This is a genomic window from Pseudomonas sp. LBUM920 (genome assembly GCF_003852315.1).
Taxonomy (GTDB): domain Bacteria; phylum Pseudomonadota; class Gammaproteobacteria; order Pseudomonadales; family Pseudomonadaceae; genus Aquipseudomonas.
The window spans coordinates 1,695,877-1,719,804 of record NZ_CP027762.1; the positions used below are offsets into that span (position 1 = coordinate 1,695,877).

At 61.5% G+C, this 23,928-nt stretch carries 25 protein-coding genes; 13 read left to right on the plus strand and 12 right to left on the minus strand.

Going from position 1 to position 23,928, the window contains the following annotated elements; all coding sequences use genetic code 11:
* Positions 1-120 precede the first annotated feature (120 nt).
* Both C4J83_RS07760 and C4J83_RS07765 read left to right on the plus strand, forming a co-directional pair.
* Positions 121-570 carry a YcgN family cysteine cluster protein gene (locus C4J83_RS07760; RefSeq protein WP_106576966.1) on the plus strand — a complete coding sequence of 150 codons (450 nt, stop codon included), beginning with the start codon at positions 121-123 and terminating at the stop codon, positions 568-570.
* Between the two features lie 13 nt (positions 571-583).
* Positions 584-1,804 (plus strand): hypothetical protein, encoded by a 1,221-nt coding sequence (locus C4J83_RS07765; protein ID WP_124416700.1) that lies wholly within the window; start codon positions 584-586, stop codon positions 1,802-1,804.
* A 143-nt stretch (positions 1,805-1,947) separates the two neighbouring features.
* Here the strand turns inward: C4J83_RS07765 and C4J83_RS07770 are convergent, their stop codons facing one another.
* From C4J83_RS07770 to C4J83_RS07780, 3 genes are all read right to left on the minus strand, one after another.
* A complete protein-coding gene (locus C4J83_RS07770; RefSeq protein WP_119739148.1) occupies positions 1,948-2,298 on the minus strand; it encodes a YgaP family membrane protein in 351 nt (116 codons plus the stop codon).
* A 67-nt stretch (positions 2,299-2,365) separates the two neighbouring features.
* Positions 2,366-2,833, minus strand: a complete 468-nt coding sequence (locus tag C4J83_RS07775; RefSeq protein ID WP_003189607.1) for an RNA methyltransferase — start codon at positions 2,831-2,833, stop codon at positions 2,366-2,368.
* Positions 2,834-3,031: 198 nt separating this feature from the next.
* Positions 3,032-3,406: a YajD family HNH nuclease gene (locus C4J83_RS07780; protein ID WP_003210675.1), complete on the minus strand. Its 375-nt coding sequence runs from the start codon at positions 3,404-3,406 to the stop codon at positions 3,032-3,034.
* 151 nt (positions 3,407-3,557) lie between these two features.
* On the opposite strand from C4J83_RS07780, the gene C4J83_RS07785 reads away from it, so the two are divergent.
* Entirely contained in the window at positions 3,558-4,478 is a 921-nt protein-coding gene (locus tag C4J83_RS07785; protein ID WP_124416701.1) for a ParB/Srx family N-terminal domain-containing protein, read from the plus strand.
* Positions 4,479-4,516: 38 nt separating this feature from the next.
* Here the strand turns inward: C4J83_RS07785 and C4J83_RS07790 are convergent, their stop codons facing one another.
* Positions 4,517-5,203: a spermidine synthase gene (locus tag C4J83_RS07790; RefSeq protein ID WP_058411058.1), complete on the minus strand. Its 687-nt coding sequence runs from the start codon at positions 5,201-5,203 to the stop codon at positions 4,517-4,519.
* 78 nt (positions 5,204-5,281) lie between these two features.
* On the opposite strand from C4J83_RS07790, the gene C4J83_RS07795 reads away from it, so the two are divergent.
* Positions 5,282-5,566, plus strand: coding sequence for a hypothetical protein (locus C4J83_RS07795; protein WP_106576962.1), 285 nt, complete (start codon positions 5,282-5,284; stop codon positions 5,564-5,566).
* On the opposite strand, the gene C4J83_RS07800 is transcribed toward C4J83_RS07795, so the two are convergent.
* Positions 5,563-6,036 carry a cyclic nucleotide-binding domain-containing protein gene (locus C4J83_RS07800; RefSeq protein WP_124416702.1) on the minus strand — a complete coding sequence of 158 codons (474 nt, stop codon included), beginning with the start codon at positions 6,034-6,036 and terminating at the stop codon, positions 5,563-5,565. The two genes, C4J83_RS07795 and C4J83_RS07800, sit on opposite strands and share 4 nt — an antisense overlap.
* A gap of 70 nt (positions 6,037-6,106) precedes the next feature.
* Positions 6,107-8,161 carry a S9 family peptidase gene (locus C4J83_RS07805; protein ID WP_124416703.1) on the minus strand — a complete coding sequence of 685 codons (2,055 nt, stop codon included), beginning with the start codon at positions 8,159-8,161 and terminating at the stop codon, positions 6,107-6,109.
* 21 nt (positions 8,162-8,182) lie between these two features.
* Here C4J83_RS07805 and C4J83_RS07810 point away from each other — a divergent pair, with 21 nt between their 5' ends.
* The 3 genes from C4J83_RS07810 to C4J83_RS07820 are packed head-to-tail and all read left to right on the plus strand — an operon-like array spanning position 8,183 to position 10,080.
* On the plus strand, positions 8,183-8,719 hold the full coding sequence (locus tag C4J83_RS07810; RefSeq protein WP_106576959.1) for an MFS transporter: 537 nt from the start codon (positions 8,183-8,185) through the stop codon (positions 8,717-8,719).
* 30 nt (positions 8,720-8,749) lie between these two features.
* Positions 8,750-9,526: a class II glutamine amidotransferase gene (locus C4J83_RS07815; RefSeq protein WP_106576958.1), complete on the plus strand. Its 777-nt coding sequence runs from the start codon at positions 8,750-8,752 to the stop codon at positions 9,524-9,526.
* Positions 9,527-9,537: 11 nt separating this feature from the next.
* Positions 9,538-10,080: a DUF2937 family protein gene (locus C4J83_RS07820; protein WP_106576957.1), complete on the plus strand. Its 543-nt coding sequence runs from the start codon at positions 9,538-9,540 to the stop codon at positions 10,078-10,080.
* A 124-nt stretch (positions 10,081-10,204) separates the two neighbouring features.
* Here C4J83_RS07820 and C4J83_RS07825 read toward each other — a convergent pair whose 3' ends face one another.
* Entirely contained in the window at positions 10,205-11,119 is a 915-nt protein-coding gene (locus C4J83_RS07825; RefSeq protein WP_119739157.1) for a LysR family transcriptional regulator, read from the minus strand.
* 189 nt (positions 11,120-11,308) lie between these two features.
* Here C4J83_RS07825 and C4J83_RS07830 point away from each other — a divergent pair, with 189 nt between their 5' ends.
* From C4J83_RS07830 to C4J83_RS07840, 3 genes are read left to right on the plus strand one after another with little or no spacing between them, the layout of a single operon-like run.
* Entirely contained in the window at positions 11,309-12,049 is a 741-nt protein-coding gene (locus C4J83_RS07830) for a 5-oxoprolinase subunit PxpA (protein ID WP_124416704.1), read from the plus strand.
* Positions 12,046-12,750: a 5-oxoprolinase subunit PxpB gene (gene pxpB, locus C4J83_RS07835; protein ID WP_124416705.1), complete on the plus strand. Its 705-nt coding sequence runs from the start codon at positions 12,046-12,048 to the stop codon at positions 12,748-12,750. The genes C4J83_RS07830 and pxpB overlap by 4 nt, the downstream gene beginning before the upstream one ends.
* Positions 12,747-13,661, plus strand: a complete 915-nt coding sequence (locus C4J83_RS07840) for a 5-oxoprolinase subunit C family protein (protein ID WP_124416706.1) — start codon at positions 12,747-12,749, stop codon at positions 13,659-13,661. Before pxpB ends, C4J83_RS07840 begins: the two co-directional genes overlap by 4 nt.
* Before the next feature lie 121 nt (positions 13,662-13,782).
* On the opposite strand, the gene C4J83_RS07845 is transcribed toward C4J83_RS07840, so the two are convergent.
* The 4 genes from C4J83_RS07845 to C4J83_RS07860 all read right to left on the minus strand — a co-directional run bounded on the left by C4J83_RS07845 (position 13,783) and on the right by C4J83_RS07860 (position 17,285).
* Complete coding sequence (locus C4J83_RS07845) at positions 13,783-14,961, minus strand: vWA domain-containing protein (protein ID WP_119739165.1); 1,179 nt, start codon at positions 14,959-14,961, stop codon at positions 13,783-13,785.
* Positions 14,961-15,806: an AAA family ATPase gene (locus tag C4J83_RS07850; RefSeq protein ID WP_003210690.1), complete on the minus strand. Its 846-nt coding sequence runs from the start codon at positions 15,804-15,806 to the stop codon at positions 14,961-14,963. Before C4J83_RS07850 ends, C4J83_RS07845 begins: the two co-directional genes overlap by 1 nt.
* Positions 15,807-15,899: 93 nt before the next feature.
* Positions 15,900-16,133, minus strand: a complete 234-nt coding sequence (locus C4J83_RS07855; RefSeq protein ID WP_124416707.1) for a hypothetical protein — start codon at positions 16,131-16,133, stop codon at positions 15,900-15,902.
* 78 nt (positions 16,134-16,211) lie between these two features.
* Entirely contained in the window at positions 16,212-17,285 is a 1,074-nt protein-coding gene (locus C4J83_RS07860) for a DUF748 domain-containing protein (protein WP_106576951.1), read from the minus strand.
* A 124-nt stretch (positions 17,286-17,409) separates the two neighbouring features.
* Between C4J83_RS07860 and cysK the strand changes: the two genes are divergently transcribed.
* The gene (gene cysK, locus C4J83_RS07865; protein WP_124416708.1) at positions 17,410-18,384 is read left to right on the plus strand and encodes a cysteine synthase A; all 975 of its coding nucleotides are present in this window, start codon (positions 17,410-17,412) and stop codon (positions 18,382-18,384) included.
* Positions 18,385-18,798: 414 nt separating this feature from the next.
* Positions 18,799-19,737 (plus strand): aspartyl/asparaginyl beta-hydroxylase domain-containing protein, encoded by a 939-nt coding sequence (locus C4J83_RS07870; RefSeq protein WP_106576949.1) that lies wholly within the window; start codon positions 18,799-18,801, stop codon positions 19,735-19,737.
* A gap of 133 nt (positions 19,738-19,870) precedes the next feature.
* Here the strand turns inward: C4J83_RS07870 and acnA are convergent, their stop codons facing one another.
* Positions 19,871-22,612, minus strand: a complete 2,742-nt coding sequence (gene acnA, locus C4J83_RS07875; protein ID WP_119739172.1) for an aconitate hydratase AcnA — start codon at positions 22,610-22,612, stop codon at positions 19,871-19,873.
* A gap of 196 nt (positions 22,613-22,808) precedes the next feature.
* Between acnA and rlmM the strand changes: the two genes are divergently transcribed.
* A complete protein-coding gene (gene rlmM / locus C4J83_RS07880; RefSeq protein ID WP_124416709.1) occupies positions 22,809-23,885 on the plus strand; it encodes a 23S rRNA (cytidine(2498)-2'-O)-methyltransferase RlmM in 1,077 nt (358 codons plus the stop codon).
* Positions 23,886-23,928: the final 43 nt, after the last annotated feature.

Here is a 23,928-nt window from a genome sequence, read left to right on the forward strand (position 1 = left end):
GCTACTGCGCGCCCACTGGACTGACAAGTGTTGTTACACCGCCAGTCGTAAGCGCTTGGCCCCAGGGGCCTTGGGCACTAGACTGGCGGCCTTTTCACCGACCGATACTGATGTAGAGCCATGGCCGCTAAAGTCGAACCTTTCTGGATACGCAAAACCCTTGAACACCTCGACCAGGAGGAGTGGGAGTCGTTGTGCGACGGCTGTGGCCTGTGCTGCCTGCAAAAGCTTGAGGACGAGGAGGACAACAGCGTTTATTACACGCGCATTGCCTGCAAACTGCTCGACCTGAACACCTGCCAGTGCACCGATTACCCCAACCGCCGCGCCTCGGTGCCCGACTGCATCCAGCTCACGCCGGGCCAGGCCGACCAGTTCAAGTGGCTACCGCCAACCTGCGGCTACCGCCTGGTCAGCGAGCGCAAGGACCTGCCGCTGTGGCACCACCTGGTCTGCGGCGACCGCGATGCCGTGCACCACGAACGCATTTCCCAGTCCGGTCGCATGCTCGCCGAAGGCAGCGTGCCCGAAGACGACTGGGAGGATTACCTGATCTTCCGCGCAGGCTGAAAAAGGAGTGTGTATGACGGTGGCAACCAAGCTGGCGGCCTCTTGTGTGTTGCTGGCGCTGAGCCTGCCCGCGTGGTGCGCGAAGAAAGTCGACCTCGACTACCACGTCAAACTGCTGCCCCAGAGTGATCAAGCCGAGGTGCGTGTGAGCCTGTCCCAAGGCTCGGCGGTGCGCAGCCTGAATTTCGACCTGGGCCGCGACGGTGATTACAGCGACTTCAAGGCCGATGGCCAGTGGAAGGTCACCGGCACCCATGGCCTGTGGCAACCCAGCGCCGACAAGGCCAGCCTGAGCTACCGGGTACGCCTGACCCACGCGCGCAAACCTGGCGTGTATGAAGCGCGGATGACGCCCAGTTGGGCGTTGTTCCGAGGCGAAGACCTGGTGCCGGCTGCGCGGCTCGACCAGCAGGACGGCGTCGAGCTGGTCTCGCGCCTGGTGTTCGAGTTGCCGGCAGGCTGGAAAAGCGTCGAAACCGCCTGGCCGCGCATCGGCAAGCACAAATTCCGCATCGACAATGTTTCCCGCCTGTTCGACCGCCCTACCGGCTGGATGCTCGCCGGCACCCTCGGCAGCCGCCGCGTGCGCCTGGGCGAAACCGAGGTCACCGTGGCCTCGCCCAAAGGCCAGGCCATGCGCCGCATGGACGTGCTAACGCTGCTGACCTTCGTCTGGCCTCAAGTGGAGGCCGCGTTCCCGCGCCACCCGGCCAAGCTGCTGGTGGTGGGCGCCAGCGACCCGATGCGCCGTGGCGTATTTGCGTCGCGCGACTCGATCTACCTCAACAGCCGCACGCCGCTGGTCAGCGAGAACGGCAGCAGCGCGTTGATCCGTGAGGTGGTGCAGGCGATCGGGCGCTTCAACGATCACGACACCAGTGACTGGATCAGCGAAGGGCTTGGCGAGTATTACGCCATCGAGCTGCTGCACCGCGCGGGCGGGATCACCGATGAGCGGTATGCCGCGATTCAGGCGCGCTTGAGCAAAGAGGGCAAGGACGTGACCACATTGCGTGGCGACCACGTCAACGGCGCGACCGTCGCGAGGGCGGTGGTGGTGTTGCAGGAGTTGGACCGCGAGATTCGCGTGAAAACCCACAACAAGCGCTCGCTGGATGACCTTGCGCAGGCGGTGATGCGCGCGAACAGCATAACGACGGCGGAGTTTGTGCAGTTGGCCGACAGTGTGATCGGTGAGTCGTCGGTGGTGCTGGATAGCAAATTATTGCGCTGAGCTTAGGCCATACACAAAGCAAAAATGCGGGAGCGGGCGTGCTCGCGAATACGGTGTGTCAGCCAAATACTTGGCGACTGATTCACCGCTTTCGCGAGCACGCCCGCTCCCACATTTAGCTCTCCAATAGGTGGAGAGGGGCGTCAGCCAGTGGTTTTGGTGGCTTTTTCAGCGGCGACTTCGGCCTTGGTCTTCAGGTTTTTCAGCTCTTCGCCCGCGCGCTCGATTTTGGTACGCACGCTGTTCATTTCCTGGCGGCCCTGTTCCAGCTTGTCTTTGAGCGAGCTGCGCCCGGTGACGCCGCGCACCAGCGCCACGCCACCAATGGCCACCTGGATGAGCCCGAAGATCCCGCCACGGCGCAGGCCTTTGCCAACCATCATCACGCCACCGGCCACCGAGCCAATGCGCTCCCAGCCGTGCACGTTTTGAGGCGGTTGCGTTTCAAACGGCGTGTGCTCGATGATAGGTCGCAGGATTTTGCTGTCGCTCATGATCTGTCTCCAACAAGGCAAGTGATATGTAGCTGACTGCCTGCAGGCGCCGGATGTTCCCAAAAAATCAGTACTTGGGGCCCGAGCGGGTGTTGTTGCCCTTGGCCAGGCGATCGTAGAGCACCACGTTGACCGTGGCGGCGAGGTTCATGCAGCCGGTGGTCGGGATGTACACCACGTCTTCACACCAGTCGCGAATCTCTTTGTCCAGCGAGCCGTCTTCGGGGCCGAAGATGTACAACGCGCGATCAGGATGGGTGTATTCGGGCAGCGGGCGGGCGCCTTCGACCAGCTCCACGGCGACCGGGATGCAACCCAGCGGCAGGATTTTTTTCAGGTCGTCGATGCCGATCAGCGGAATGTCGTGATGGACCTTCTTGGTGTCGGTGATGAAATCCCGTGCGCGCTCGTAACGCACGCCGGTGTAGAACACCGAGGCCACGCCGTAGCAGCCGGCGGCACGCATCACCGAACCGACGTTTTCGGGGGATTTGGGGTTATACAGACCGATGCAGCTGTAGCGTTTATTGCCCACGGGGAAGGGTGCCTTGGAGAAAAACGGCGATTATACGGGGAATGCTCCGGCTGCGGTCAGTCGCGAGTTGGGTGCCGTTACAGCGGCCGCCTTCGCGAGCAAGCCCGCTCCCCCATTCGACCGCATTTCAAAGCATGTACGCGGACAAATGTGGGAACGGGCATGCCCGTGAAGAGGCCATGACAGGCAGCGACGATTTCAGTCGTCTTTTTTCATCAACCCAGCCAACGCCGCAAACGGGTTGTGCGTGGCCTTGGCGATCGTCGGGCTGCTGGTGGAGCCTTCGCCGAAGTACTGCTGGTCGGTGTAGCGTGAGTGTTCGTTGTCGTGGCAATACAGGCACAGCAACTCCCAGTTGGAACCGTCCTGGGGGTTGTCATCATGGTTGTGGTTGCGATGGTGCACGGTCAGTTCGCTCAAGCGCTTGCCGGCAAATTCACGCGCGCAGCGGCCACACACGTGCGGGTACATCTTCAAGGCTTTGTCGCGATAGCCCATTTCCCGGTCGCGCTGGGCATCGGCGAGGATGCGGTCCAGCTTGGCGGTGTGGGAGGGCGGGTTGGTCGAGCTCATCATGGCTCCTGGCTATTTGGGGGTTCACGGATAAGGTTGATTCTAGCCGCTTGCGGGGTAAATGACTGCTGGCTTTTTCAGCTGCGGTACAGCCTGCCGGCGGCAATCGTTTGTAGTATCGGCTCACTTCATTCTCAAGGATCTGAAACCAATGCGTTTATACACATGGACCGCAGCACTGCTACTCAGCGTCCTGGCGGCCCAAGCCCAGGCATTCTCCACGCCCAAGCCTGGCCAGATCATCGAGGTGGCCCTTGAACAATTGCACCCGACCCAGGCCGTGGTGGGCTTTGACCAGATTTACTACAGCCTGGGCCTGTTTGCCGACACGCCGGCCAAGGTCTTCGACGAATACTGCGAAACCAACGGCCAGGGCGAGGCCGACAAGGTGCCCAAAAAGGCCGACCTGCACCAACCCGCCAGCTTCAGGTGCAAAGACCCGGTGGGCACGCATCCCGATGACATGAAAACCGTCGTGGTCGGCCCTGGTGGCCAGTTGTACCTGACCGACGGTCACCACAGCTTCACTACCTTGTGGGAAGTCCCCGGCGGCGGCCCGCAGCTGCACATGTGGGTCAAGGTGACCGATGATTTCAGCAACAGCCCGGACATGGCCACCTTCTGGCAGCGTATGGAAGCGGCGCGCAAGGTATGGCTCAAAGGCGATCACGGCCAGCCGCTGTCACCGCAGCAATTGCCGGCGCACCTGGGCTTCAAGAACCTGCAGGACGACACCTTTCGCAGCCTGGTGTATTTCACTCGCAAGGCCGCCTACGGCAAGCCGGACGATGGCGCCGTCGCGCCGGAATTCCTGGAGTTTTACTGGGGCAATTGGCTGCGCACGCAGATCGACCTGGGTGCTTTCAACCTGAACAAGAAAGGCGGTTACAAGGACGCGATTGAAGCCGTCGCCCAGCGCATGGTAAGCCTGGCGCCCGGTTCACAGGTGGGTGACAGCGGTTTCACCGCCCACCAGTTGGGCGGTATGGCCCAGTTGGATCAAGCCGAGCTGAAGAAGACCGTCGAGAAAAAAGTGCCGTATGTGATCGATTACCGCAAATCCCGAAGCTGACTCAGGACAAAAGATGTGTGGCGTTTTGGGGATGTTGCTCAGCCCTTGAGCTTTTCGGCGATCCAGATAGTGTGCCGGGTGCCCTTGTTGCCGTGGGCGAACACCTGCACTTCCTCGGCCTTGAACCCGGCCTTGCGCAGTTTGTCGCTGAACAACTTATCGGCACTGGCCGACCACACGGCCAGTACGCCCTTGGGGCGCAGGGCTTTGGCGCAGGCAGCCAGGCCGCCGGCCGAGTAGAGCCAGCTGTTGGCCTTTTGCGTAAGGCCTTCGGGGCCGTTGTCGACATCCAGCATGATCGCGTCAAAGCCTTGAGGCTCGGCTTGCAGCACCTTGGCCACGTCTTCCATGCGGATCACGGTGCGTGGGTCGAGCAGCGGGCGGCCGGATTTTTCACCCAGGGGCCCACGGTTCCATTCCACGACGCCGGGCACCAATTCGGCGACCACCACTTCGGCCGTCTTGCCCAGATGTTTGAGCGCTGAGGCCAGGGTAAAGCCCATGCCCAGCCCGCCGATCAACACCCGCGAACCCGGGCGCCCGGCGACTTTGCGGCAGGGAATTTCCGCCAGCGCGTCTTCGGAGCCGTGCATGCGCGTGTTCATCAGCTGGCCGCCGTCACCGCCCTGGATCTTGATGACAAAATCCTCGCCGTATTCGAACAGGCACAAGGCACCGCCGTTATCGGGGATTGGAGTGGTGTCGAGCAGAACGAAACGTTTCATTGAAATCTCATTGGGAAGGGCATTCTTGCGCGGTTGGGAGTAGCCTTACGTCATTCCGGTCAGGCCATGGAGCCATCGATGAAGTGCAGCATTCTAACGGTCATTGTGCTTGGCGCGCTCACATTGGGTGCGGCCCAGGCTCAGGAGGTGCAAACCGTTCCGGTCGCACCCGCGCCAACGCCCGGTGCGCCGGGTACACCGACACCGACGTTGTACCCGCAAGTCACCCCGCCTGTGGCGCCCAAAGCCACCGCCAACGGTTCACCCGCGCTGGTGCCGATTGTGTTGCCAACGCCGCCCAAGGACCAGAGCGTGCCTGGCCTGCTGCAAAATGACAGCAAGCCGAAGACGCCCGGTGGTTAAAACGGTTGCGAGAGCAATTGCCCGTCGGCCATGCGCAGGCGTTTTGACAAGGCGATCGCAATCGCGCGGATGATCTTGGCCGCGACCCTGGGCGCTTCGTTGAGCATTTTTTCCAGCGAGTCCTTGCCCAGGTTCAGCAGCACGCAGTCACTTGCCGCCAGGCAACTGGCAGAGCGCCGCTCGCCATCGAGTACCGCCATTTCGCCAAACGCCCGCCCACTGCGCAGGGTGGCGATCGTCAGGCGCTGGCCTTCATGGTTGGTTCTCTGCACGGCCACCTGGCCGCTGTGGATGATGCACATGAACGTGCCGGCATCGCCCTCACCGAAGATCACTTCGCCCCGGGCAATGCTGCTGATGTTGAAGTAGCCGGCGGCGACGTGAAAATCTTCCGGCAGCAAAGGGTCGAACAGGCCGCAGTCCATGAGCATGTCGCGGATTTCATTGTTCAATAAAGTTGGTTGAGGCATAGCTGCAATCTTGGTCCATCAATCAAGTAGGCGGTCTGTGTGTTCAGACAGGACCGCCGCCCTAAGTTCCTTAAATCAACCCCAGCGCCTTGAACACAAATGCATATTCGAGCGCTACATCACGTAATCCCTGATAACGCCCGCTCATGCCACCATGGCCGGCGCCCAGTTCAGTCTTGAGCAACAGCAGGTTGTCGTCCGTCTTGGTGTCGCGCAGCTTGGCCACCCACTTGGCCGCTTCCCAGTACTGCACGCGGCTGTCGTTGTAGCCGGCGATCACCAGCAGAGCCGGGTACGCCTGGGCGCTGACGTTCTCGTACGGCGCGTAGGCCTTGATGCGTTCGTACACCTCTGGCTCTTCCGGGTTGCCCCACTCGTCGTATTCGGTGATGGTCAGTGGCAGCTCGGGGTCGAGCATGGTGTTGAGCACATCCACGAACGGCACTTCGGCAATCGCCGCCTGGAACAGCTCCGGGCGTTGATTGAGTACCGCGCCGATCAACAGGCCGCCGGCACTGCCGCCGCTGATGGCCAGTTGTTTGGAGGTGGTCAGGCCCTGGGCGATCAGGTGCTCGGCGCAGGCGATAAAGTCGCTGAAGGTGTTCTGCTTGTGTGCCTGCTTGCCGTTGCGGTACCAGGCTTCACCCAATTCGCCGCCGCCGCGTACGTGCGCAATGGCAAACGCCACGCCACGGTCGAGCAGGCTCAGGCGTGCGTGCGAGAACCAGGGGTCGAGGCTGTGGCCGTAGGCGCCGTAGCCGTAGAGGTACAGCGGCACCGGTTTGCCCAACTGGTCGCGTTTGACCACCAGGCTGATCGGCACCTGGGTGCCATCGGCAGACGTGGCCCACAGGCGTTGGCTGACGTAGTCGTCGGCGTTGAACTCGCCGAGTACCGGCGTTTCCTTGAGCACGGCTTGCGCGCCGGTCGCCAATTCCAGCTGGCGCACCTGGGCCGGACGGTTCAGCGCTTCATAGCGCAGACGGATCTTGTCGCTCGGAAATTCCAGGCTGTTTTGTACATAAAGGCTATAAGCGGCGTCGGGCAGTTCGACGCGATAGGCCGGTACGTCCTCAGGGTGCACTTCAATCACTGGCAGGCCGCCGATGCGCAGGCTCAAGGTCATCGCGCTGGCATTGAGGCTCACGCCGTCGAGCATCACTTCGTCGCTGTGCGGGATCAGGTTTTGCCATTGATCTTCGGTGGGCACGCTGCCGGTGTCGGCGGCGACGAACAGTGCGTAGTTGATGCCATCGCGGTTGCTGCGGATAAACCAGGTCCACTCGCCATTGCGCTGGCCGTGGTCGACATCGTATTCGTGGTCTTCGACCCGTGGCGCCAGGCAAGTGAAGTCGAGGTGCGGCTGGTTGGCGTCCAGCGCCCAGATTTCACTGGTGGTCTTGCTGCCGAGCGCCAGCAGCAACTGGCGCTCGGAACTGGAGCGGTAGCAATGCAGGAAGAAACGTCCGTCAGGCTCGTGGAACACTTCCTGCGCTGCCGTGCCATCCAGGCGGTAGCGATACAGTTTGTGTGGGCGATGGGTGTCGTCCAGTTCGCCGAAGAACAGGGTCAGGCTGTCATTGGCCCAGGTCATGCTGCCGTCGCAGTCCTGAAACTCCAGTTCGCTGACTTTGCCGTTAGCCAGTTCCTTCACGTACAGGGTGTAGATCTCTTCACCGCTGGTGTCCAGGCTGTAGGCCAGGCGCTGGTGGTCGGGGCTGATGCTGAACGCGCCCAGCGAGAAAAAGCCGCCGTTGGCGAGTACGTTGGGGTCGAGCAGTAGTTCTTCGCTGCTGTCGTCCACGGTGTTGCTGTCATCTGCCGGGCGGCGGCAGCGGTAATGGCGGGCGTATTCGTCACCGGCGGTGGTGCGCGTGTAGTACAGGTACGGACCCCACGGCGAGGGCAGGGACAGGTCGGTTTCGAGAATGCGGCCCTTGATCTCGTCGAACAGGGTTTCGCGCAGCGCCTGCTGATCGGCGAGTTGCGCTTCCTGCCAGGCGTTTTCGGCTTTGAGGTAATCGAGGACTTCAGCCGTGTCACGCTCTTGCAGCCAGGCGTACGGGTCCTGGCCTTCGGCCTTGCGGGCAATCGGGGCGGCAGTGATGTGGGTCGATGAAGGCATGGATCACTCTCTGTCTGGCGGATGGTGGCAGGCATTGCAGCCGAGACACGCAAAAGCCGTTATCATAGCCGCCTGTTTGCCTACCTTGCCATGGACACCATGACCGAGAACGACTATCTGACCGCTTGGGGCCTTTACGCCTTCGCCGCTTTGGGCTGCCTGTTGGTGTGGTGGCGCATGACCCGCTGGATCTGGCGCTGGCTGCGCGAGCCGCTGCAGTTGCTGATGGCGGTGCTGCTGTTCAGCCCGACCATCGTCGATCCGGTCAAGACCCAGTTCGCGCCGGCGGTAGCGATCACGGCTTTGGACCTGGTGCTGCATGTCGGCAATAACGCCTGGCGGGCCATTTCCGACCTGTTCATGTACACGATGATCGCGTTTGGCGTGTATATCGTGTTTGCGCTGATCCGCTGGCCCATCGAGCGCGCCGCCAACGCACGGCGTGAGCGCAAGGCCGCTGTCGACGCCGCCCTGGCTGCCGAGACGGTTGACGAAGACGACGAGCCGTTCCGTCGCCCGGCGCCTGCCAGCGGAATGCGCGTCGAACCGCGCCTTTGACGTCGTCCGCCCTGCAGCGAGAGCCCTGGCATGTGTGAATTATTGGGCATGAGTGCCAACGTCCCCACCGACATCGTGTTCAGCTTTACCGGGCTGATGCAGCGGGGCGGGCGTACCGGCCCCCACCGCGACGGTTGGGGCATCGCGTTCTACGAAGGCCGTGGCCTGCGCCTGTTTCAGGACCCAGCCGCCAGCAGCGAGTCGGAAGTCGCGCTGCTGGTGCAGCGTTATCCGATCAAAAGTGAAGTGGTGATTGGCCATATCCGCCAGGCCAACGTGGGCAAGGTGAGCCTGGCCAATACCCACCCGTTCGTGCGCGAGCTGTGGGGCCGCAACTGGTGTTTTGCCCATAACGGCCAGCTGGCGGACTTCAACCCGCGCGCCACGTTCTACCGGCCGGTGGGCGATACCGACAGCGAAGCAGCATTCTGCGACCTGCTCAACCGTGTGCGCGAAGCCTTCCCCGAGCCGGTAGAGATCGAACAAGTGCTGCCGGACCTGATCGCCGCCTGCGCCGAATACCGCAGCAAAGGCGTGTTCAACTGCCTGCTCAGCGACGGTGACTGGCTGTTTTGCTACTGCTCGACCAAGCTGGCGCAGATTACCCGGCGCGCACCGTTCGGCCCGGCGCGCTTGAAAGATGTCGACGTGATCGTCGATTTTCAGGCCGAAACCACGCCCAATGACGTGGTCACCGTGATCGCCACCGAGCCGTTGACCGACAACGAAAACTGGACCCGCTACGAACCGGGCCAATGGAGCCTGTGGCGACGCGGTGAATGCGTCAGTCAGGGCATTACCGAGTAAGGATATCGACCATGCTGCTCAGTTATTTGCGGTTGGTGCTTTTTGCCATTGGCTTGTTGGTCGGCGTGCAGGTGCCGGGTTTCATCAACGACTACGCCAAGCGCGTCGAGGCCCACCTGATCGAGGCCCAGACCGGCCTCAGCGGGTTTGAAACCACTGCACGGCAGTTCTTCAACGGTGATTTGCAGGCGTTGGTGGCGCATTACCGCGCCAGTGATGATCCGGTGTTCCAGAGCGATGCCAACAGCCTGGGCACCCTGCTGGATCGCCAGGTAGCGTTGGACAAGCAATTCCAGGCCATGCAAGGCCCGTGGTACATCCGCGCCCTGCAGGTGGCGGTGGCCGCGGACCCGGCGATTCGCCTGGAAACCTGGAACGGCTACAGCTATCAGATCCTGCTGACGCCGGAGGCGATGGGCTGGGGCCTGGGCGGGGCGATGCTGTTGTCGTTCGGCATTGAATGCCTGTTCCGCTTGATCGACTGGGTGGTGTTGGGCGGCAAGCGCCTGCGTCAGAGCCGGCCGATTGAAGAGCGTGACCTGAAGGGCCTCTAAAACCGCTGAAAATCTAAATGTGGGAGCGGGCTTGCCCGCGAATGCGGTGGATCAGTCGCCTGATAGGTTGGCTGACACTGCGCATTCGCGAGCAAGCCCGCTCCCACATGTGGCCCCGGTTTTTTCAGTGGCTTAGCACCATGTGCGCTTTGCCGACCTCTTCGGCATAGCGGGCCACCACCTTCTGGCACAGCCCAACAATCTCCTCCACCAACTCCACACCTACCCGCCACGACACCACCACCTGCAGATTCGGCAGCTTCTGCGCCATCGGCAGCATCACCAACTCCCCGCGTGCCAGTTCCTCGCTGACCAGCACCGGCGGCAGGGCGCCGATGCCGAAGCCATCGCGCAGCAGGCGGGTGATCGCCGACACCGAATTCACACAGTTCATGCGCGGCGCGGCGACGCCGTTGGCCTGCATCAGGCTCAGCACGTCCTGGTGCGGGTGGGAGTTTTTCGAGTAGGTGATGATGCGCTCCTGGGCCAGTTCGGCGAGGGAGGCGTAGTCGCGGTTGTAGAGCGAGTGGCTGGCGACGATCCAGGCCATCGGGTGGCTGGCCAGTTCCAGGCTGCGCACGGTTTCCAGGCGCAGCAGGTCGGTTTGCAGGATCAGGTCGAGGAAGCCTTTTTGCAGCTGATCGCTGAGGTTCAATGCGGTATCGGCGACCAACTCGATTTCCACCAACGGGAAGTGGTCCATCAATTCGGCCACCAGGGGGCTGAGCCAGGTGTGAATCACCGTGTCCATCGCGCCGATGCGAATCCGCCCGACCTTGCTGCTGGTGGTCTCCAGTGACTGCTTCAAACCCTGCATGGTCACCATCATCTGCTCGGCGTAATCGAGCACCTTCAAGCCTTCCGGGGTCAGGCTCACGCCGCGTGAGTCGCGTAGAAACAGCTTCACACCCAACTCGCTCTCGAGCACGGCAATGCGGCTGGAAATCGAGGCCTGGGTGGTGAACAACTTCTCGGCGGTCAGGCGAAAGCTCTTGAGCTTGGCCACCCAGACGAAGGTTTCGAGGAACTTCAAATTCATGGGATCAACTTTTCTTATGCATGGATCGGTTTTTATTAGTTGGACGCCGCACCGCGCAAACGCCAAAAATCGAGCTATTCCACGATAAGCGTCGTTGGGGTGTGAGGACAAGTTGCCAGTTCTGTACGAAAAATCCCACACTACAAAAAATACAACGCCTGAAAAACAACGCCTGGAGGAGCACCCACCGTGAGCCGTCTGCTATTGAATTGCGACATCGGCGAAAGCTTTGGCAACTGGACCATGGGTCTGGACGCCGAGGTCATGCCGTTCATCGATTGCGCCAACGTGGCCTGCGGCTTTCATGCCGGTGATCCGAGCATCATGCGCAAGACCGTCAGCCTGGCCTTCAAGCACGGCGTGCAAGTGGGGGCGCACCCGGCGTACCAGGACCTGCAAGGCTTCGGTCGCCGCTCCATGGCCTACACACCGCAGGAAATCCAGGACCTGCTGCACTACCAGATCGGCGCCCTCGACGGCATCTGCCGTGCGCAAGGCGGGCGGGTCAGCTACGTCAAACCCCATGGCGCGATGTACAACGACATGATGGCCAACCCTGCGCAATTGCGCGCAGTGATCCAGGCCGTGGCCGCTTATGGCGACCTGCCGCTGATGCTGCTGGCCACCCGCGACAACAGCGCCGCCCAGGCCTTGGGCGATGAGTACGGGGTGACCTTGTGGTTCGAGGCCTTTGCCGACCGCGCCTACGACCCCAAGGGGCATCTGGTCTCGCGCCAGTTGCCGGGCGCCGTGCACCATGATGCCGAAACCATCGTGCAGCAGGCGCTGACGATTTCCCGTGGCGACGCCCTGACCGCCAGCGATGGCAGCGCCTTGGTGTTGCAGGCCAACACCTTGTGTGTGCATGGCGACAACGCCAGTTCGGTGGCCGCCGTGAAACGTATCCGCGAGGCGCTGAAGCCAGCATGAAGCCACGCATTGAAGTGGTGGCGATCGACTGCCTGATGGTGCGTCTGTTTGATGTCATTGCCGAAGCCAACATGCCGTGGATGCTCGCCGCCACTCAACGCCTGCGCGAGGAGTTTGGCGCGGCGTTGGTGGACCTGGTGCCGTCCTACACCACGTTGATGGTGCATTACGACCTCACCGCCTTAACCCCGGCCCAGGCGCGCGTGTTGATCGGCCAGGCGCTGACCGACTTGCAACCCCAGGCCCAGGGCAGTGGCCAGTGTCACGTGTTGCCGGTGTGGTACGACCTGAGTGTCGGCCCGGAACTGAGCTTGCTCAGCCAGCGCAGCGGTCTGTCGGTTGAGGACGTGATCCGCCGCCACAGCGCCCATGAATACCAGGTGTTCGCCCTCGGGTTTGCCCCCGGGTTTGCCTTTATGGGGTTGGTGGACGAAATCCTGGCGACGCCACGCCTCAATACCCCGCGAAAGCGTGTGGCGGCCGGCAGCGTCGGCATTGCCGAGCGGCAAACCGCCGCGTACCCGGTGGTTTCGCCCGGTGGCTGGAACCTGATCGGCCGCACCCCGGCCAAGCTGTTCGACCGCGAACGCGACGGTTACAGCCTGATGCGGCCCGGCGATACGGTGCGTTTCGAGGCGGTCGGTCACGCCGAATTCATCAACCTGGGTGGCGATGACACGCCGTTGGAGGCGCAGGCATGAGCCGCTTGTTGATCGAGGCCAGCACGCCGCTGTGCCTGTTGCAGGATGCCGGCCGCTTTGGCGTTCGGCACCTGGGCGTGACCCAGGGCGGCGCGCTGGATTGGGTGTCGATGTCCTGGGCCAACTGGCTGCTGGGCAATGCGCTGGATGCGCCGGTGGTCGAAATCACCTTGGGCGGGTTCACCGTGCAGGCCGAGGAGTATTGCTTGCTGGCATTGGCCGGCGCGGACCTGGGCGCGTACATCGATGAGCGTGCGATCAGCCCGGGACGCAGTTTTATCCTGCAAAAGGGTCAGCGTTTGCGCTTTACCCAGCCGTTCAATGGCGCGCGGGCCTACCTCGCGGCGCCGGGCGGCTTTGATGCGCCGCAGGTGCTGGGCAGTTGCGCCACGGTGGTGCGTGAAGCGTTGGGCGGTGTGGATGGTTTCGGCACGCCGCTGGCCGAAGGCGCGCGGCTGGCTTACTCCGGGGTGGGCGGCGCGATGAAGGTGTTAAACGCGCCGGACTTGCCCGCCAAGGCGCCATTGGACGTGATTGTCGGCGCACAAATCGGCCAATTCAGCGGCCAGAGTTTGTTCGATGCCTTTAACACCGATTGGGCACTGGACAGCCGCGCCGACCGCATGGGCATGCGCCTGCTGGGCACCCCGTTGCAGTATCAGGGGCCGTCGTTGATCTCCGAAGGGATTCCGCTGGGGGCCATCCAGGTGCCGCCGGATGGGCAGCCGATTGTGCTGCTCAATGATCGGCAGACCATTGGTGGCTACCCGCGTTTAGGCGCGTTGACGCCCTTGGCGCTGGCGCGGCTGGCGCAATGTTTGCCGGGGGAGAAGGTGCGCTTGGCGCCGGTGGTGCAGGAGACGGCGCATCGGCAGCATGTGGACTTTTTGCAGCGCCTCAGCGAAGGCTAAAAATGTAGGAGGGGGCTTGCCCCCCGATAGCGGCCTTTGAGTGCCCGTTGCATTGGCTGACACCCTGCTATCGGGGGCAAGCCCCTCCCACATGGGATGTGCGTTGCGTGGGAGGTTTGAATTACTTGGAGAGAAAGCGCATCCCTTCTTCCAGGCCCCGCAGCGTCAGCGGATACATCTGATCTTCCACCAGCTCGCGCACAATTCCCGTCGACGCCGTATACCCCCACGTGTCTTTCGGGTACGGGTTAATCCAGATCAGCTTCTTGTACTTGGCCATGAAACGCTGCATCCACACGTACCCAGGCTCCTCATTCCAGTGCTCGACGCTGCCGCCGGCCTGAGTGATTTCATACGGTGCCATCGACGCATCGCCGATAAAGATCACTTTGTAATCGGCGCCGTATTTATGCAGCAAGTCCTGGGTGGAGGTGCGTTCGGAGGTGCGGCGCTGGTTGTTCTTCCACACCGACTCGTACACGAAGTTATGGAAGTAGAAGTACTCCAGGTGCTTGAACTCGGTCTTGCACGCAGAGAACAGCTCTTCGCAGATCTTCACGTGGGCGTCCATTGAGCCGCCGATGTCGAACAGCAACAGCAGTTTGATGGTGTTGCGCCGCTCCGGACGCATCTGAATATTCAGCAGCCCGGCATCGCGGGCGGTGTGGTCGATGGTGCCGTCGATGTCGAGCTCTTCGGCCGCACCCTGGCGCGCGAACTTGCGCAGGCGGCGCAGGGCAATCTTGATGTTGCGCGTGCCCAGCTCCACCTGATCGTCGAGGTTCTTGTACTCGCGCTGGTCCCAGACTTTTACCGCCTTGCCCTGGCGCTTGCCGGCCTCACCCACACGGATGCCTTCCGGGTTGTAGCCGCCGGAGCCGAACGGGCTGGTGCCGCCGGTGCCGATCCACTTGTTGCCGCCGGCATGGCGCTCTTTCTGTTCTTCCAGGCGTTTCTTGAATTCTTCGATGAGCTTGTCCAAGCCACCGAGGGACTGGATCTGCGCACGCTCTTCATCGCTCAACGAGCGTTCGAACTCCTTGCGCAGCCACTCTTCGGGGATCAGCGCCTGCAGGTGGTCGTCGAGCTTTTCCAGGCCGTTGAAATAGGCACCGAACGCGCGGTCGAACTTGTCGAAATGCCGCTCGTCCTTGACCAGAATCGCGCGGGCCAAGTAGTAAAACTCGTCCATGTCGGCGAAGACCACACGCTGTTTCAGCGCGTTGATCAGGTCGAGCAGCTCGCGCACCGACACCGGCACCTTGGCGGCACGCATCTCATTGAACAGGTTGAGCAACATTATCGATTACCGCGACGGCTCATGAAGGCCAGACGTTCCAGCAACTGCACGTCTTGCTCGTTTTTCACCAGGGCGCCGGCCAACGGCGGAATGGCTTTGGTGGGGTCGCGTTCGCGCAGCACGGCTTCGCCGATGTTGTCGGCCATCAGCAGCTTGAGCCAGTCGACCAGTTCGGAGGTGGACGGCTTTTTCTTCAGGCCTGGCACCTTGCGCACGTCGAAGAACACGTCCAGCGCTTCGCTGACCAGGTCTTTCTTGATGTCGGGGTAGTGCACATCGACGATCTTTTGCAGGGTGGTGCGGTCAGGGAAGGCGATGTAATGGAAGAAGCAGCGGCGCAGAAACGCGTCCGGCAGCTCTTTCTCGTTGTTGGAGGTAATGATGATGATCGGGCGTTTCTTGGCCTTGATGGTCTCGTCGATTTCGTAGACGTAGAACTCCATCTTGTCGAGTTCTTGCAGCAAGTCGTTGGGGAACTCGATGTCGGCCTTGTCGATTTCATCGATCAGCAGAATCACGCGCTCCTCGGACTCGAAGGCTTCCCAGAGCTTGCCCTTCTTCAAGTAGTTGCGCACATCGTGAACCTTGTCCACGCCCAATTGCGAGTCGCGCAGGCGGCTGACCGCGTCGTACTCGTAGAGGCCCTGATGTGCCTTGGTGGTGGATTTGATGTGCCAGGTGATCAGCTTGGCGCCGAAGGATTCGGCCAGCTGCTCGGCAAGCATGGTCTTGCCGGTGCCGGGCTCGCCCTTGACCAGCAGCGGCCGTTCCAGGGTGATGGCGGCGTTGACGGCCAGTTTCAGGTCATCGGTAGCCACATAGGCCTGGGTGCCTTCGAACTTCATCGGTCATTCCTCGAATTCATCAATGCCCGGACTATACCGTGCAGCCCCGGCGACTGTGAACGCAGACGGGTTATTCAGTCTCTGAATGGCCGGTCACGCGCGACCCTTGGTGGCTTTCTCCAACGCGTACGCCCGCGCGTCCGCTTTGTCCCTGAGCTTGCTGCCGCCCCAAAGGGCCAGCGCGGCCAGCACCAGGGTGACCGTCCCGGCGAGGATCATCATGCCGGCGATGGGGCCGCCGTGCATGGCGAACCCCACTATTTTCACGAAGCCTGAATAGGCCAAAAGGTAGCCAATAATTGTCAGTATCCAGCCTGTAATGCGCATGCTCAGTGTCCTTACTCGTTGTTGTCATTCACCCGTCGGCACGCTAATCGCTAGGCCATCTCTCGGTCGGCGTGCGGCTCAGTCCGCGCTGGGCTTGGGTTGTTCATACCGCGCATTAAATGCCTGGATAAAACCATTACGCAAGATCGCCAAGAATGCCGAGAACGCACTGATATTTTGCTGGTGCACGCTGCCGCTGAGTTCCACGCGGGTGGCAAACTGGTTTTTGTTCTGGTTTTTTAATACGGTCTCGCTGGCGCCGACCACGGCTTCCCAGATCGAACGGAAGATGTTCTTGTCCTTGTTTTCGACATCCTGTTTCCAGTCGAACACCTCTACGTCGCGCAGCAGCGGCTTGATATAACCGCTCAGTTGGCCTTTTTCGGCCTGAGCTTCGACCACCACATCACCGGTGCCGGCCTTGAAGTCGAACTTGCCGTACGCCGACGCGAAGTCATTCAGGCGTTTGAGTTGAATATCCTTGGCGCGAAAGCGGAATTCGAAGTCTTCGAAGTTGCTCAGCGGGTCGAAAGCCGCGGTGGCTTCCAGGGGCGCCTGGCCGAGCAATTGCGCCTTGCCTTCAAAGGTGGCGTCCCGCTTGCCTTTGATGTCCACCACATTAGTCAGGTTGTAGAAGCTGGCGTTGACCTGGGTGGCGTAGATATTCACCGCAGGCTTGGAATTGAAGTTGTGAAAGGCAATCTTGCCGTCCTGAATGCGGACTTCGTTGAGGGTGATCGGCAACAATTTGCCCAACTGTTCACGCCAGTCGGTGCCTTTACCGGTCTGCGATGCCTGCTGGTTGCCACCGTCGACGAAGTTCAGCTCCGGCTGGAAGAACTGCACCTCGGCCACCACCGCATGGTCGTACCACAATGAATGCCAGCTCACCGACACGTCGATCACCGGCGCTTTGACGAACGGAACCGGCACTTTACCGTCGACTTTGACGATCTGCAGGCCGTTGATTTTATAGGCCCCGCGCCACAGCGCCACGTCCACATCCGTGACCTGGCCACGGTAGTCGCCCATGTCGGCGAGCTTGTCGTTCAGGTAGTTGCGCACCAGGTAGGGCAGGGCGAGGTCCAGGGCAATCAGTACTACCACCAGTACGGCGACGATCCATAGCAGCCCACTGTAGCGACGTTTCATGTGCAGGTTCTCCAACGTTATAGGCGATGGACCGCGCGTACCGGCCCAACGTTCCTCTGACTGGACGCCTACCAGCCTGAGGCATACCCTTGTGGCCTTGTTGAAATTGCCTTAAGGACCCGTCATGAGCCGTATCTTTGCAGACAACGCGCACTCCATCGGTAACACGCCCCTGGTGCAGATCAACCGCATCGCACCGCGTGGCGTGACCATCCTGGCCAAGATCGAGGGGCGTAACCCAGGTTATTCGGTGAAGTGCCGCATCGGCGCAAACATGATCTGGGACGCCGAAAGCACCGGCAAACTCAAGCCGGGCATGACGATTGTAGAACCGACTTCCGGCAACACCGGCATCGGCCTGGCGTTTGTGGCCGCCGCCCGTGGCTATAAGCTGCTGCTGACCATGCCGGCGTCGATGAGCATCGAGCGGCGTAAAGTGCTCAAGGCGCTTGGCGCCGAGCTGGTGTTGACCGAGCCGGCCAAAGGCATGAAAGGCGCGATCGACAAGGCTGGCGAGATCGTCGCCAGCGACCCGGCCACCTACTTCATGCCGGCGCAGTTCGAAAACCCGGCCAACCCGGCGATCCGCGAAAAAACCACCGGCCCGGAAATCTGGAACGACACCGATGGTGCCGTGGACGTGCTGGTCGCGGGCGTAGGCACTGGCGGCACCATTACCGGCGTGTCGCGTTATATCAAGAACACGGCGGGCAAACCGATTCTGTCGGTGGCGGTAGAGCCGATTGTCTCGCCGGTCATCACCCAGGCGTTGGCCGGTGAAGAGATCAAGCCGAGCCCGCACAAGATCCAGGGCATCGGCGCCGGGTTTGTGCCGAAAAACCTCGATCTGTCGATGGTTGACCGCGTGGAGCTGGTGACCGACGAGGAATCCAAGGCCATGGCCCTGCGGCTGATGCAGGAAGAGGGAATTCTGTGCGGTATTTCCTGTGGCGCCGCAATGGCCGTGGCCGTGCGTCTGGCCGAGAAACCGGAAATGCAGGGCAAGACCATCGTGGTGATCCTGCCGGACTCCGGTGAACGCTACCTGTCGAGCATGCTGTTCAGCGATTTGTTCACCGACCAGGAAACCCAGGCCTGATCGGTACTGTGTAGCAAGTAGGGCTGTTGTGGCGAGCGGCTTGATGTGGCCTGTGGGCTTGCTGTGGCGAGCGGGCTTGCCCCGCGTTGGGCTGCGAAGCAGCCCCTAAAACCTGACAACGCGGTCTATCAAGTACACCGCGACGTCTGAAGTGGGAGCGCTGCGCGCCCCAGCGCGGGGCAAGCCCGCTCGCCACGACCAGCTTGCAGGCCACTACAAGCTTGCAGGCCATTACAAGCTTGCAGGCCACTACCGGCCCGCAGGCCACAAGGGCCCCAGGGTGTTGATTTATGTCAGCCGGTCGGCCTGGGCCTTCTGCATAATGGCCCAAGTGTTTATCATGGCCGGCTGCTACGTCTGGTTTCCCGTCGACGGGAGGCTGTTGGCCAGGCGCTTATTTCCAGGAGTTGCTGCATGACCTTTTCTTTGGCCGCCAAACTGTCGGTGTTGCTGTTGTTTATCGGCAGCACGCTGTATGTGCACCTGCGTGGCAAGGCGCGTTTGCCGATGTTGCGTCAGTTCGTCAACCATTCGGCGCTGTTTGCACCCTATAACGCCCTGATGTACCTGTTCTCGGCCGTGCCGTCCAAACCGTACCTGGACCGCAGCAAGTTCCCGGAACTGGATGTGCTCAAGGACAATTGGGAAGTGATCCGCGAAGAGGCCATGCACCTGTTCGACGAGGGTTACATCCGCGCCGCCGAAAAGAACAACGACGCCGGTTTCGGTTCGTTCTTCAAGAAGGGCTGGAAGCGTTTCTACCTCAAGTGGTACGACAAACCGCTGCCATCGGCCGAGGCGCTGTGCCCGAAAACCGTGGCCCTGGTCAGCAGCATCCCCAACGTCAAGGGTGCGATGTTCGCGCTGTTGCCGGGCGGCAGTCACCTCAACCCGCACCGCGACCCGTTTGCCGGTTCCCTGCGCTATCACCTCGGGCTGTCCACGCCTAACTCCGACGATTGCCGCATCTTCGTCGACGGCCAGGTCTATGCCTGGCGCGACGGTGAGGACGTGATGTTCGACGAAACCTACGTGCACTGGGTGAAGAACGAAACCGACCAGACCCGCGTGATCCTGTTCTGCGACATCGAACGCCCGCTGAGCAACCGCATCATGACCCGCGTCAACCGTTGGGTCAGCAAGCAACTGGGTCGCGCCACTGCGCCGCAGAACTTGGACGATGAACGCGTTGGCGGGATCAACCAGGCGTATGCCTGGAGCAAGACCTTCAGCGACAAGTTCAGCGGTGTGGTCAAGCAATGGAAGCGCAAGCATCCCAAGGCCTACCGCATTGCGCGGCCGGTGCTGGCGGTTATCGTGCTGGTGCTGTTGTGGAAGTGGCTGTTCAGCTGATTTGAAAGGTTAAACACAGGTTGAAAGGTGGGAGGGGGCTTGCCCCCGATAGCGGTGTGTCAGGTTGAGTATCTATACCTGACCCACCGCCATCGGGGGCAAGCCCCCTCCCACATTGGTTTTGCAGTGTTGCTTAAGAGGCGATCAACTGGCGCAGCACATAGTGCAGAATCCCGCCGGCCTTGAAGTATTCCACTTCATTGAGGGTGTCGATCCGGCACAGCACTTCGACCTTCTCGCTGCTGCCATCCTCGCGCGTAATCACCAACGTCAGGTTCATCCGCGGCTCGATCTCGGCATGGGTCAGCCCAAGAATGTCGATCTTCTCCTTGCCGGTGAGTTTCAGCGCCTTGCGGTTCTGATCCAGCTTGAACTGCAACGGCAGCACGCCCATGCCCACCAGGTTGGAACGGTGAATGCGCTCGAAGCTCTCGGCGATCACTGCCTTGACCCCCAGCAGGTTGGTGCCCTTGGCTGCCCAGTCGCGGCTTGAGCCGGTGCCGTACTCCTGGCCGGCGATCACCACCAGCGGTGTGCCCGACGCCTGGTATTTCATGGCCGCATCGTAGATCGGCATTTTCTCGCCGGTGGGGATGTACAGCGTGTTGCCGCCCTCTTCGCCGCCAAGCATTTCGTTGCGGATACGGATATTGGCAAACGTGCCGCGCATCATCACTTCATGGTTGCCCCGGCGTGAGCCGTAGGAGTTGAAGTCACGCGGCTCCACGCCCTGCTCGCGCAGGTAGCGCCCGGCGGGGCTGTCGGCCTTGATGTTGCCAGCTGGGGAGATGTGGTCGGTGGTCACCGAATCGCCCAGCAAGGCCAGTACGTTGGCGCCTTTGACGTCCTCGATGACCGGCAGTGGCCCGGCGATGTCGTCGAAGAACGGTGGGTGCTGGATGTACGTAGAGTCTTTCTGCCATACGTAAGTCGCCGCTTGCGGCACTTCAATCGCTTGCCACTGCTCATCGCCGGCAAACACCTCGGCATATTCCTTGTGGAACATGCCGGTGCTGACTTGAGCCACGGCGTCGGCGATTTCCTTGCTGCTTGGCCAGATGTCTTTCAGGTACACCGGCTTGCCGTCTTTGCCTTCGCCCAGCGGCTCGCTGCTGATGTCGATGCGCACCGTACCGGCCAAGGCGTAGGCGACCACCAGGGGCGGCGAGGCCAGCCAGTTGGTTTTCACCAGGGGGTGTACGCGGCCCTCGAAGTTACGGTTGCCGGAGAGCACCGAGGCGACGGCGAGGTCGGCTTTTTGGATGGCTTTTTCGATCGGCTCGGGCAATGGACCGGAGTTGCCGATGCAGGTGGTGCAGCCATAGCCGACCAGGTCAAAGCCAAGCTGGTCGAGGTACTGGGTGAGGCCCGCCGCCTTGTAATAGTCGGTGACCACTTTGGAGCCAGGCGCCAGCGAGGTTTTTACCCAGGGTTTGCTGGTGAGGCCTTTCTCCACGGCTTTTTTCGCCACCAGGCCTGCGGCCATCATCACGCTGGGGTTGGACGTGTTGGTGCATGAGGTAATCGCGGCAATCACCACGGCGCCGTTTTTCAGGCGATAGGTGTGGCCGTCGTACTCATAGTCGGTTTCGCCCACCAAGTCGGCGTTGCCCACGGCGACACCGCCGCCGCCTTCGCTTTCCAGGCGGCCTTCTTCTTTGCTGGTCGGTTTGAATTGCAGGTCGAGGAAATCGCTGAAGGCCTGGCCTACATTCGGCAGAGACACACGGTCCTGCGGGCGTTTCGGCCCGGCGAGGCTGGCTTCGACGCTGCCCATGTCCAGCGCCAGGGTGTCGGTGAATACCGGCTCCTGGCCGGCGATGCGCCACAGGCCCTGGGCCTTGGTGTAGGCCTCCACCAGTTTGACGGTTTCGGCAGGGCGACCGGACAGGCGCAGGTAGTCCAGCGTCACTTCATCCACCGGGAAAAAGCCGCAGGTGGCGCCGTATTCCGGCGCCATGTTGGCGATGGTGGCGCGGTCGGCCAGCGGCAGGTCGGCCAGGCCGTCGCCGTAGAACTCGACGAACTTACCCACCACGCCTTTTTTACGCAGCATCTGGGTGACGGTCAGCACCAGGTCGGTGGCGGTGATGCCTTCCTTGAGTTTGCCGGTGAGCTTGAAGCCGATCACTTCCGGAATCAGCATCGACACCGGCTGGCCGAGCATCGCCGCTTCTGCTTCGATGCCGCCCACGCCCCAGCCGAGTACGCCGAGGCCGTTGATCATGGTGGTGTGCGAGTCGGTGCCTACCAGCGTGTCCGGGAAGGCGTAGGTGCGGCCGTCTTCGTCCTTGGTCCACACGGTGCGGCCCAGGTATTCAAGGTTGACCTGGTGGCAGATGCCGGTGCCCGGTGGCACCACGCTGAAGTTGTCAAAGGCGCTTTGGCCCCAACGCAGGAAGGCGTAGCGTTCACCGTTGCGCTGCATTTCGATGTCGACGTTTTGCTCGAACGCGCTGGTGCTGCCGAATTTGTCGACCATCACCGAGTGGTCGATGACCAGGTCCACGGGGGAGAGCGGGTTGATGCGCTGCGGGTCGCCACCGGCCTTGGCCACGGCGGCGCGCATGGCGGCCAGGTCGACCACGGCGGGCACGCCGGTAAAGTCTTGCATCAGCACGCGGGCCGGGCGGTATTGGATTTCGCGGTCGGACTGGCGCTCTTTGAGCCAGGCGGCGATGGCCTTTAGGTCGGTGCCGGTGACGGTTTTGTCATCTTCCCAGCGCAGCAGGTTTTCCAGCAGCACCTTGAGGGACATCGGTAGCTTGTCCAGGTCACCCAGGCTCTTGGCGGCTTCGGGCAAGCTGAAGTAGTGGTAGGTCTTGTCGTCGATTTGCAGGGTTTTAAGGGTTCTCAGGCTATCAAGGGATGACATTACATGACTCCTTATGGTCCGCACGGCTACGGACCTGACGGGACGAACAGAGCTATCAACTTAGCCCTGTTTTCATTAGCAGGCTAATAACTGGACTCTATCGTTAAGTCCAAGGTTCCGAACTCGGCTATCATGCGCGCGTTTTCATGACAGGTAGTGCGATAGCGCAATGCCGGTTGATTCACCAGGAGAGTTGATGAACACCCTTTTTATGCACTGCCGGCCGGGTTTTGAAGGCGAAGTCTGTTCCGAGATCGCGGAACACGCCGCGCGCCTCAACGTTTCCGGCTATGCCAAGACCAAGACCGGCAGCGCGTGTGCCGAATTTGTCTGCACCGAAGAAGACGGCGCCCAGCGCCTGATGCACGGCCAGCGCTTTGCCGAGCTGATCTTCCCAAGGCAGTGGGCGCGCGGGGTGTTCATCGACCTGCCGGAAACCGACCGTATCAGCGTGATCCTCGCGCACCTGCAAGGCTTCCCGGTGTGCGGCAGCCTGTGGCTGGAGATGGTCGACACCAACGACGGCAAGGAACTGTCGAACTTCTGCAAGAAATTCGAAGTGCACCTGCGCAAAGCCTTGCTGAATGCCGGCAAGCTGGTCGACGACCCGAGCAAGCCGCGCCTGCTGCTGACGTTCAAGAGCGGCCGCGAAGTGTTCATGGGCCTGGCCGAGTCGAACAACTCGGCGATGTGGCCGATGGGCATCCCGCGCCTCAAGTTCCCGCGTGAGGCGCCAAGCCGCTCCACCCTGAAGCTGGAAGAGGCCTGGCACCACTTCATCCCCCGCGACCAGTGGGATGAGCGCCTGCACAGCGACATGACCGGCGTCGACCTCGGCGCAGCGCCTGGCGGCTGGACCTGGCAATTGGTCAACCGTGGCATGTTGGTTACGGCCATCGACAACGGCCCAATGGCCGAAAGCCTGATGGACACCGGCCTGGTTCAGCACCTGATGGCCGACGGCTTTACCTTTGTGCCCAAGCAGCCGGTGGACTGGATGGTGTGCGATATCGTCGAGAAGCCGGCGCGTAACGCGGCCCTGCTGGAAACCTGGATTGGCGAAGGCTATTGCCGTGAGGCGGTGGTGAACCTGAAGTTGCCGATGAAGCAGCGTTACGCCGAGGTGAAGCGTTTGCTGGAACGCATCGAAGACGGCTTCAAGGCGCGTGGTATTCGTGTTGAGATCGGCTGCAAGCAGCTGTACCACGACCGTGAGGAAGTGACCTGCCACTTGCGTCGGCTGGTGGATGCGAAGAAACAGAAGTCCCGCTGACACCTTGAGGTGACCACAAGACCAATGTGGCAGCGGGCTTGCT